6 protein-coding genes are annotated in these 10,434 nt (G+C 70.1%); 3 read left to right on the forward strand and 3 right to left on the reverse strand.

Annotated elements, in window-relative coordinates; all coding sequences use genetic code 11:
* Window positions 1-81 precede the first annotated feature (81 nt).
* The 3 genes from E2651_RS35730 to E2651_RS35740 are packed head-to-tail and all read right to left on the reverse strand — an operon-like array spanning window position 82 to window position 3,669.
* A complete protein-coding gene (locus E2651_RS35730; RefSeq protein WP_135335423.1) occupies window positions 82-1,080 on the reverse strand; it encodes an ABC transporter permease in 999 nt (332 codons plus the stop codon).
* Complete coding sequence (locus tag E2651_RS35735; protein ID WP_167828997.1) at window positions 1,073-2,176, reverse strand: ABC transporter permease; 1,104 nt, start codon at window positions 2,174-2,176, stop codon at window positions 1,073-1,075. Before E2651_RS35735 ends, E2651_RS35730 begins: the two co-directional genes overlap by 8 nt.
* Complete coding sequence (locus E2651_RS35740; protein ID WP_135335424.1) at window positions 2,173-3,669, reverse strand: sugar ABC transporter ATP-binding protein; 1,497 nt, start codon at window positions 3,667-3,669, stop codon at window positions 2,173-2,175. Before E2651_RS35740 ends, E2651_RS35735 begins: the two co-directional genes overlap by 4 nt.
* Before the next feature lie 285 nt (window positions 3,670-3,954).
* Here E2651_RS35740 and E2651_RS35745 point away from each other — a divergent pair, with 285 nt between their 5' ends.
* Genes E2651_RS35745 through E2651_RS35755 form a run of 3 tightly spaced genes read left to right on the forward strand, consistent with a single transcriptional unit; the run spans window position 3,955 to window position 10,398 of the window.
* The gene (locus E2651_RS35745; RefSeq protein ID WP_135335425.1) at window positions 3,955-7,152 is read left to right on the forward strand and encodes an alpha-L-rhamnosidase; all 3,198 of its coding nucleotides are present in this window, start codon (window positions 3,955-3,957) and stop codon (window positions 7,150-7,152) included.
* Window positions 7,153-7,183: 31 nt separating this feature from the next.
* Window positions 7,184-8,353 (forward strand): L-rhamnose isomerase, encoded by a 1,170-nt coding sequence (gene rhaI / locus E2651_RS35750; protein ID WP_135335426.1) that lies wholly within the window; start codon window positions 7,184-7,186, stop codon window positions 8,351-8,353.
* 5 nt (window positions 8,354-8,358) lie between these two features.
* Window positions 8,359-10,398, forward strand: a complete 2,040-nt coding sequence (locus tag E2651_RS35755; protein WP_135335427.1) for a bifunctional aldolase/short-chain dehydrogenase — start codon at window positions 8,359-8,361, stop codon at window positions 10,396-10,398.
* The last annotated feature ends 36 nt before the right edge of the window (window positions 10,399-10,434 follow it).

Below are 10,434 nucleotides of genomic sequence, written 5' to 3' on the forward strand. Positions count from 1 at the left end.
GTTCGGAGGGGAGTTCGGCGGGGAGTTCGGCGGGGAGAGAGCATCGTTGGTCCCTTTCGGACTTGTCGACGGTACGAGGGGTCAGCGGGCCGGGGCGGTGGCGCGGCGGCCCGCCCTGGCGACGGCGATCTGCCGGGCCACGCGCGGCCCGAGCACGGACACCACGAGCAGCACGCCGGTGACGACGATCTGCGACTGCGCGGAGACGTTGAGCAGGCTCATCGCGTTCTGCAGCGCGCCGAGCAGGAAGACTCCGGCGATGGCGCCGCCGAGGGTGCCCTTGCCGCCGTCGAAGTCGATGCCGCCGAGCAGCACGGCGGCGACGACGGAGAGCTCGAGCCCGGTGGCGTTGTCGTAGCGGGCGCTCGCGTAGTGCAGCGCCCAGAAGACGCCGGTGAGGGCGGCCATGAATCCGGTGGCGACGAACAGCCACAGCTTGTGCCGCTTGACGCGCACCCCCGCGAACCGCGCGGCCTCCTCGTTGGCGCCGATCGCGAACAGCGAGCGCCCGAAGGGGGTGGCGTGCAGGACGACCACGGCGGTCGCGAGGAGCGCGAGGAAGGGCAGGAAGGCGTACGGCAGGAAGGTGTCGCCGACGCGTCCGGCCGCGAAGTCCAGGTACTGCGCGGGGAAGTCGGTGACGGCGTCCGAGCCGAGCACGATCTGCGCGATGCCCCGGTAGGCGGCCATCGTGCCGATGGTGACGGCGAGCGAGGGCAGTCCGAGCCGGGTCACCAGAAGACCGTTGACGAGTCCGCAGACGACTCCGATGACGAGGACCAGCGGAATGATCGTCTCAATGGCCATGCCCGCGTTCCACAGGGCGCCCATCACCGCTCCGGAGAGCCCTGCCGTTGAGGCCACCGAAAGATCGATCTCTCCGGAGACCACGAGGAGCGTCATCGGGAGCGCTATCAGGGCGATGGGCAGCGTATTGCCGATGAGGAACGACAGGTTGAGCGCGTTCCCGAAACCGTCGACAAAGGAGAACGACATCAGGAGGAGCACGACAAGGAGGGCGCCGACAACGGTGTCCCAGCGGACGGCGCGCGTGAGCGTGAGCCGGTTGAAGTCAGCCATGGCGGCCAGTCCTTCTGTTCGATGCGGCCCTGTTCTTCAAGGCCTTGGTCTTCAGGGCCTTGGTCTTCAGGGCCTTGGTCTTCAGGGCCTTGCCGACGCGCAGGGCGACGATCCGGTCGACGGCGATGGCGAGGACGAGCAGGACGCCGTTGATGGCGAGCACCCACACGGAGCTGACGCCGAGCGCGGGGAGCACGCTGTTGATGGAGGTCAGCAGGAGGGCGCCGAGCGCCGCCCCGTAGACGCTGCCGGAGCCGCCGGTGAAGACGACGCCGCCGACCACGACGGCGCTGACGACCGTGAGTTCGTAGCCGTTGCCGGTGGCCGAGTCGACGTTGCCGAAGCGGGCCAGGTAGAGCGCGCCCGCGAGTCCGGCGAGCGCCCCGCAGGCGGTGTAGGCGGCGAGGATCCGCTTGCGCACCGGGATGCCGGCGAGGCGGGCGGCCTCGGGGTTGGAGCCCAGGGCGTAGAGCTCGCGCCCGCCGCGGAAGTGCCGCAGGTAGTACGCGACGCCGATCAGGACGACGAGTGCGATCAGCGCGAGGTACGGCACCGCCGAGATCCCGCCGGAGCCGAAGTCGACGTATCCGCCGGGCAGGTCGGCCGCGGTGATCTGCCGGGAGCCGACCCAGATCGAGTCGACGCCCCGGATGACGTAGAGCATGCCGAGCGTCACGACGAGCGCGGGCACCTGGCCGAGGCTGACGAGCGCGCCGTTGAGCAGGCCGCAGCCGACGCCGAGTGCGACGGCTAGGAGGATCGCGACGGTCGAGTCGCCGCCGCCCTGGAGGTGGTTGCCCGCGGCGAAGGCGCTGATCCCGAGCGTGGAGCCGACCGACAGATCGACGTTGCGGGTGATGACGACGAGGGCCTGACCGGTGGCGACGAGGACCAGGATGGTCGCGTTCAGGAGCAGGTCCTTGATGCCCTGTTCGGACAGGAACTCGCTGTTGCCCGCCTGGGTGATGCCGATCATCACCAGGAAGACCAGCAGGATGGCCAGTTCGCGCATCTTGAAGACGCGGTCCACCAGGCGGGTCCCGGCGGCCTTCGCCGGGTCCACGGCGGGTGCGGGGCTCTGTGTGGTCACGCTCATGCCGCCCTCCCGGTGGCCGCCGCCATCACGGTCTCCTCCGTCGCCCGCGCGCGCGGGATCTCGGCGGTGAGCCGCCCTTCGTGCATGACGAGGACCCGGTCGGCCATGCCGAGGATCTCCGGCAGGTCGGAGGAGATCATCAGGACCGCGACACCGTCGGCGGCGAGTTCGGAAAGCAAACGGTGCACTTCGGCCTTGGTGCCGACGTCGATGCCGCGGGTCGGTTCGTCGACGATCAGCACCTGGGGGCGGGTGGCAAGCCACTTGGCGAGGACGACCTTCTGCTGGTTGCCGCCGGACAGGGTGCCGACCGCGTCGGCGATCCGCGCGTACTTCACTTGAAGACGCACCGCCCAGTCGAGCGAGCGGCTGCGCTCGGCGCCCCGGTCCATGAGGCCCCCGCGCACCGTCGTACGCAGTCCGGTGAGGCCGATGTTGCGCTCGATCGACATGTTCATCACCAGGCCCTGGGCGCGCCGGTCCTCGGGGACGAGCGCGAGCCCGGCCGCCATGGCGGTGCTGGGAGCGCCGTTGACCAGCGCCCGCCCCTGCACCTCGACGGTCCCGGCGTCCCACCGGTCGACGCCGAACACGGCCCGCGCGACCTCGCTGCGCCCGGCGCCGACGAGCCCGGCGAGGCCGACGATCTCGCCGCGCCGCACGTCGAACGACACATCGGTGAAGACGCCCTCGCGGGTCAGCCGGCGGACGCTGAGGGCGACTTCGCCCACCCGCGTGTCCTGCTTCGGGTAGAGCTCGTCGAGGTCGCGGCCCACCATGCGGCGTACGAGATCGTCCTCCGTCACGCCCTCGAGCGGCTCACTGGCGATCAGCGCGCCGTCCCGCAGCGTGGTGACGCGCTGGCACAGCTCGAAGATCTCCTCGATGCGGTGCGAGATGAACAGGACCGCCGCGCCCTGTTCGCGCAGGGCTCGGACGACGCCGAAGAGGCGGGCCACCTCGCTGCCGGTGAGCGCGGCGGTCGGCTCGTCCATGATCAGGACCCGGGCGTCGAAGGAGAGCGCCTTGGCGATCTCGACGATCTGCTGGTCGGCGATGGACAGGCCGCGCGCGGGCTGTTCGGGGTCGAGGTCCACGGCAAGGCGCTTGAAGAGCGCGCCTGCCGCGGCGTGCACGGCCTTGTGGTCCACGCGGCCGAGCGAACGGCGGGGCTGGCGCCCCATGAAGATGTTCTCCGCGACGGACAGGTCGGGGAAGAGTGTCGGCTCCTGGTAGATGACGGCGACGCCCGCGTCCCGGGCGTCGCCGGGGCCGTGGAAGACGACCGGGCGGCCGTCGAGCGAAAGCCCTCCCGCGTCCGGCCGGTGGACCCCGGCGAGGGTCTTGATGAGGGTGGATTTCCCGGCGCCGTTCTCGCCCGCGAGGGCGTGCGCCTCACCGGCGTACAGCTCCAAGGAGACGTCGTGCAGGGCGCGCACGGCCCCGAAGGACTTGCTCAGGCCCTGCACGGCCAGGACGGGGGGCTCTCTCATAGGTAGCACCGATCGGTCACGAAGGGCATGTGGCATCGGGAAAGGGGCGCCGGGAAACGGACGCCGGGAGTCACACGCCGGACACCCGGCGTGAAAGGTTTCAATCAATTTTCAGGGAAGCTAAACCCGCGCCAACTACGGCGTCAATGGGCGCGACTTGAAAATCCTGATGCGGCGCGACCTGGCGCAGGCGGATCCCCCAAGACCCCTTGACAGGACACAGCGCCCTCCCTAGCTTCACCTTGCATGAAACGATTCATCGCCGAGTCGTTACGGAGTCGAGTTGTGATCAGCAGAAGACGACTGCTCAGCACCACCGCCACGGCCGCCCTGGGAACGGCGGTGACCGCCGGAGCCGTTCCGACGGCCCTCGCCGCCCCCTCCGCGGCGGGCCGGGCCCTACGCGTCAACAGACCCACCGTCGAGTACGTGAGACACCCGCTCGGCCTCGATGTGCCGCGCCCCAGGCTGAGTTGGCCGCTGGCGTCCGAGGAGGAGGGCCAGGCGCAGAGCGCCTACCAGGTGCGTGTGGCCACCTCCCCCGGCCGCCTCGCCGACCCCGATGTCTGGGACAGCGGCAAGGTGGCGTCGGGCGATTCGGTCCTGGTCCCCTACGCGGGACCCGAACTCAAGGCCCGTACGCGCTACCACTGGTCGGTGCGGGTCTGGGACACCGCGGGCAAGGCCTCCGACTGGAGCGAGCCCTCCTGGTGGGAGACCGGGCTCTCCGCGGCGTCGGACTGGTCGGCCCGGTGGATCGGGGCGCCCGCCTCGCTCATCGGGGCACCCGCCCTGGACGACGCGTCGTGGATCTGGTTCCCCGAGGGCGATCCCGCAAGCAGCGCGCCGGCGGCCACCCGCTGGTTCCGCGGCCGGGTCGACATCCCCGAAGGGGTCACCCGCGCGCGGCTCGTCATGACCGCCGACGACGGCTACACGGCGTACGTCAACGGCACGCGCGTGGCGCACGCCGAGGCGGACAGCGCCGCCGACAACTGGCGCCGCCCGGCGCTCGTCGACGTGACCGCCCATCTCAAGACCGGCGCCGCGGTCATCGCCGTCTCCGCCACCAACGCCACGGCCGGGCCCGCCGGTCTGCTCGGCGTGCTCGAGCTGACGACCGCCGACGGCGTGCGCTTCGTCACCGCCGACGACACCTGGAAGACCACCGACAAGGAGCCATCGGGCGACTGGCGGTCCCCCGGCTTCGACGACGGCTCCTGGCCGGCGGCGAAGGTCCTCGCGGCGTGGGGTTCGGGCCCTTGGGGGAAGGTCGCCCCCAGCCACTCCCCCGCCGCCCAGCTGCGCCACGAGTTCCGTCTCCCCTCGGGCAAGACCGTCGCGCGGGCGCGGCTGTACTCCACGGCCCTCGGCCTCTACGACGCCTGGCTGAACGGTGAGCGCGTCGGCGACGACCGCCTGGCGCCCGGCTGGACCGACTACAACAAGCGGGTCCAGTACCAGACGTACGACGTGACCAGGCAGCTCAGGTCCGGCGCCAACGCGCTCGGCGTGACGGTCGCGGTCGGCTGGTACGCGGGGAACGTCGGCATGTTCGGCCCGCATCAGTACGGCGAACGACCCGCGTTCCTGGCCCAGTTGGAGGTCGCGTACACCGACGGCTCGACCGACCGGGTCCTGTCGGGGACCGACTGGCGCGCCGCCACGGGCCCGGTGACCGCCGCAGACCTCTTGTCGGGCGAGGACTACGACGCCCGCCTGGAGACCGCGGGCTGGACGCGCGCGGGCTTCGACGACTCGGACTGGGTCACGGCCGACGCCGTAGAAAAGGTCAAGGCCGCGGTCGTGGCACAGATCGACGGGCACGCGCGCGTGGAGAGCGAAATAGCCGCCCGGAAGGTGAGCGAACCGAAGCCCGGCATGTTCGTCTTCGACCTCGGTCAGAACATGGTCGGCGCGGTCCGCCTCAGCGTCTCCGGGAAGGCCGGTACGAAGGTCCAGCTGCGCCACGCGGAGGTCCTCAACCCCGACGGCACGATCTACACCACCAATCTGCGGACCGCGCGCGCCACGGACACCTACACGCTCAAGGGCGACGGCAACGAGATCTACGAGCCGCGCTTCACCTTCCACGGCTTCCGCTACGTGGAGGTGACGGGCTACCCGGGCAAGCCACCGCTCGACGCGGTGGTGGGCCGCGTGATCCACACGTCGGCGCCGTTCACGATGGACTTCAAGACGAACGTCCCCATGCTCAACCAGCTGCACAGCAACATCACATGGGGCCAGCGCGGCAACTTCCTCTCCATCCCCACCGACACCCCCGCCCGCGACGAGCGGCTCGGCTGGACCGGCGACATCAACGTCTTCGCTCCGACCGCCGCGTACACGATGGAGTCGGCGCGCTTCCTCGCCAAGTGGCTCGACGACCTGCGCGACGGGCAGCCCGACGACGGCGCCTTCCCTGATGTGGCCCCGTTCATCGGCACGGTCGGCAAGGGCGTGGCCGGCTGGGGCGACGCCGGTGTGACCGTCCCCTGGGCGCTGTACCAGGCCTACGGAGACAAGCGCGTCCTGGAGCAGTCCTGGTCCTCGATGCTGAAGTGGCTCGACTACCTGGAGAAGCACAGCACCGGCTGTCTGCGCCCCGCCGAGGGCTACGGCGACTGGCTCAACATCCAGGACGAGACCCCCAAGGACGTCATCGGCACGGCCTATTTCGCGCACAGCGCCGACCTGGTCGCGCGGGTGGCCGAGACCCTGGGCAAGGATCCCGCACCGTACAAGAAGCTGTTCGGCAGTGTCCGGGACGCCTTCCGTGCGGCGTACGTGACCGGCGGCGGCCGGGTGAAGGGCGACACGCAGACGGCGTACGTCCTGGCCCTCTCCATGGACCTGCTGCCCGAAGCCGACCGCGCACCGGCGGCCGCCCGCCTGGTGGAACTCGTCAAGTCCAAGGAGTGGCACCTGTCGACGGGCTTCCTCGGCACTCCGCGCCTGCTGCCCGTGCTCACCGCGACCGGCCACACTGACGTCGCCTACCGGCTCCTCGTCCAGCGCTCCTTCCCGAGCTGGGGCTACCAGATCGACAAGGGCGCCACCACGATGTGGGAGCGCTGGGACTCCATCAAGCCGGACGGCAGCTTCCAGGACGCGGGGATGAACTCCTTCAACCACTATGCCTACGGCTCGGTGGGCGAGTGGATGTACGCGAACATCACGGGCATCGCACCGGCCGATCCGGGATTCCGCAAGGTCCTGGTCCGCCCGCGCCCGGGCGGCGGCGTGACCGAGGCGGAGGGCCGTTTCGACGCGCTCTACGGCCCGGTGACCACCCACTGGAAGACCGACTCCGAAGGATTCCGTCTCACGCTCACCCTCCCCGCCAACACCACGGCGGAGGTGTGGGTGCCCGCCGACACGGCGGCCCAAGTGAGCCACGGCTCTGCGGAGTTCCTGCGGATGGAGGACGGCTGCGCCGTCTTCGCCGCGGCCTCCGGCACGCACCGATTCTCCAACTGACCCACCTCGACCGATTTCGGAAGGCTGCGCGATGACCGCCGGAACCAGCAAGGACGCCGTGAAAGCGGCACTCACCACCCAGGCCCTGGAGACCCCGTCCTGGGCGTACGGCAACTCCGGCACGCGCTTCAAGGTCTTCGCGCAGCCAGGCGTCCCCCGCACGACCCGGGAGAAACTGGACGACGCCGCCCGGGTGCACGCCCACACCGGCGTGGCCCCCACCGTGGCCCTGCACATTCCCTGGGACAAGGTCGACGACTATGCGGCGCTGGCGGCCTACGCCGCCGAGCGCGGCCTGACGTTGGGGGCGATCAACGCCAACGTCTTCCAGGACGACGACTACAAACTCGGATCGGTCACCAACCCGGACCCGGCAGTCCGGCGCAAGGCGCTCGACCACCTCCTCGAGTGCGTGGACATCATGGACGCCACGGGCTCCCGCGACCTGAAGCTGTGGTTCTCCGACGGCACCAGCTATCCAGGCCAGGACGACATCCGCGCACGCCAGGACCGCCTGGCCGAGGCCCTCCGCACCGTGTACGAACGGCTCGGCGACGACCAGCGCATGCTCGTGGAGTACAAGCTGTTCGAGCCGGCCTTCTACGCGACGGACATCCCCGACTGGGGCACGGCGTACGCCCACTGCCTCAAGCTCGGACCGAAGGCTCAGGTCGTCGTCGACACCGGCCACCACGCCCCCGGCACCAATATCGAGTTCATCGTCGCGACGCTGCTGCGCGAGGACCGCTTGGGCGGATTCGACTTCAACTCGCGCTTCTACGCGGACGACGACCTGATGGCGGGCGCGGCGGACCCCTTCCAGCTCTTCCGGATCATGTACGAGGTGGTCCGCGGCGGAGGCCTCGCCGGGGACATCGCGTTCATGCTCGACCAGTGCCACAACATCGAGGCGAAGATCCCGGCGATCATCCGCTCGGTGATGAATGTGCAGGAGGCCACGGCCAAGGCCCTGCTCGTGGACGCGGACGTGCTGGCCGAGGCCCAGCGGAACGGCGATGTGCTCGCGGCCAACGCGGCGCTGATGGACGCGTACAACACCGACGTCCGACCCCTACTGGCAGAAGTCAGGGAGGACTCGGGGCTCGACCCGGATCCCATCGAGGCATATCACCGGTCAGGCTGGCAGGAGCAGATCGTCAAGGACCGGGTCGGCGGCGAGCAGGCCGGATGGGGGGCATGAGCGACATGGTGCAGCACAAAGTGATCACGGAACTCCTGGACCGCGCGCACCGCTTGGGCGCCGACCCGCGCAACACCAATTACGCGGGCGGCAACGCGTCGGCGAAGGGCACGGCAGCTGACCCGGTGACGGGCACCGAGACCGAACTGATGTGGGTCAAGGGCTCGGGCGGCGACCTCGGCACGCTCACCGAGAAGGGCCTCGCGGTCCTGCGCCTGGACCGGCTGCACGCCCTCAAGGATGTGTACGAGGGTGTGGACCGCGAGGACGAGATGGTCGCGGCCTTCGACTACTGCCTGCACGGCAAGGGCGGCGCGGCACCGTCCATCGACACGGCGATGCACGCTCTGGTGGACGCGGCGCACGTGGACCATCTGCACCCCGATTCGGGCATCGCCCTGGCCTGCTCGGCGGACGGCGAGAAGCTGACCGCCGAATGCTTCGGCGACACGGTGGCCTGGGTCCCCTGGCGCCGCCCCGGCTTCCAACTGGGCCTGGACATCGCCGAGGTGAAGAAGTCCAACCCTCAGGCCATCGGCTGCGTGCTCGGCGGGCACGGCATCACGGCCTGGGGCGATTCCGCCGAAGAGTGCGAGCGCAACTCCCTGCGCATCATCCGCACCGCGGAAGCGTTCCTGGCCGACCGGGGCAAGACCGACCCGTTCGGTCCCGCACGCGCCGAGTACGCACCACTGCCCACCCCCGAGCGCCACCGCCGCGCGGCCGAACTGGCCCCGCACATCCGCTCGCTCACCTCGCAGGACCAGCCGCAGGTAGGCCACTTCACAGACTCTGACGTGGTCCTCGACTTCCTGGCGAGCACAGAGCACCCCCGCCTCGCGGCCCTCGGCACCTCCTGCCCCGACCACTTCCTCCGCACCAAGATCAGGCCCCTGGTCCTGGACCTCCCACCGACCGCCCCGCTGGACGAGACGGTCACCCGCCTCGACCAACTGCACACGGCCTACCGCGAGGAGTACGCCGCCTACTACGCACGGCACGCCGCCCCGGACTCCCCCGCCATGCGCGGCGCGGACCCGGCGATCGTCCTCGTCCCCGGCGTCGGCATGTTCAGCTTCGGCAAGGACAAGCAGACGGCCCGCGTGGCGTCCGAGTTCTACATCAACGCGATCAACGTGATGCGCGGCGCCGAGGCGGTATCGGAATACGCCCCCATCACCGAGTCGGAGAAATTCCGCATCGAGTACTGGCCCCTGGAGGAGGCCAAACTCCAACGCCTCCCGAAGCCCAAGCCCCTAGCGACGCGCGTGGCCCTGGTGACAGGTGCGGGCAGCGGCATCGGCAAGGCGATCGCGCGCCGCCTGGTGGCGGAGGGCGCCTGCGTGGTGGTGGCCGACCTCGATGCGGCCAACGCGGCGCGCGTGGCAGCAGAGTTGGGCGGCCCCGACAAGGCGGTCGCCGTCACGACCGACGTGACATCCGAGGCCCAGATCGCGAAAGCCTTCCAGTCCGCCGTGCTCGCATTCGGCGGAGTCGACCTGGTGGTCAACAACGCGGGCATCTCCATCTCCAAGCCCCTCCTGGAGACAACGACCCAGGACTGGGACCTTCAGCACGACATCATGGCCCGCGGTTCGTTCCTGGTCTCCCGCGAGGCGGCCCGCATCATGAGGAACCAGAACCTGGGCGGCGACATCATCTACATCGCCTCGAAGAACGCGGTGTTCGCGGGCCCCAACAACATCGCGTACTCCGCGACAAAGGCCGACCAGGCCCACCAAGTACGCCTCCTCGCAGCCGAGTTGGGCTCCGACGGCATCCGGGTGAACGGCATCAACCCGGACGGCGTGGTCCGCGGCTCAGGAATCTTCGCGGGCGGCTGGGGCGCGAAGCGGGCCGCCGTCTACGGCGTCCCGGAGGAGAACCTCGGCGAGTTCTACGCCCAACGCACCCTCCTGAAGCGGGAGGTACTCCCAGAACACGTGGCCAACGCGGTGTACGCCCTGACGGCGGGCGACCTCTCCCACACCACGGGCCTCCACATACCCGTGGACGCGGGAGTCCCAGCAGCGTTCCTCCGCTAGCAGTGGCCTCCGGCGGCCGAACGTTCCTCCCCACGC

It is taken from the genome of Streptomyces sp. MZ04, assembly GCF_004684775.1.
Lineage (GTDB): Bacteria > Actinomycetota > Actinomycetes > Streptomycetales > Streptomycetaceae > Streptomyces.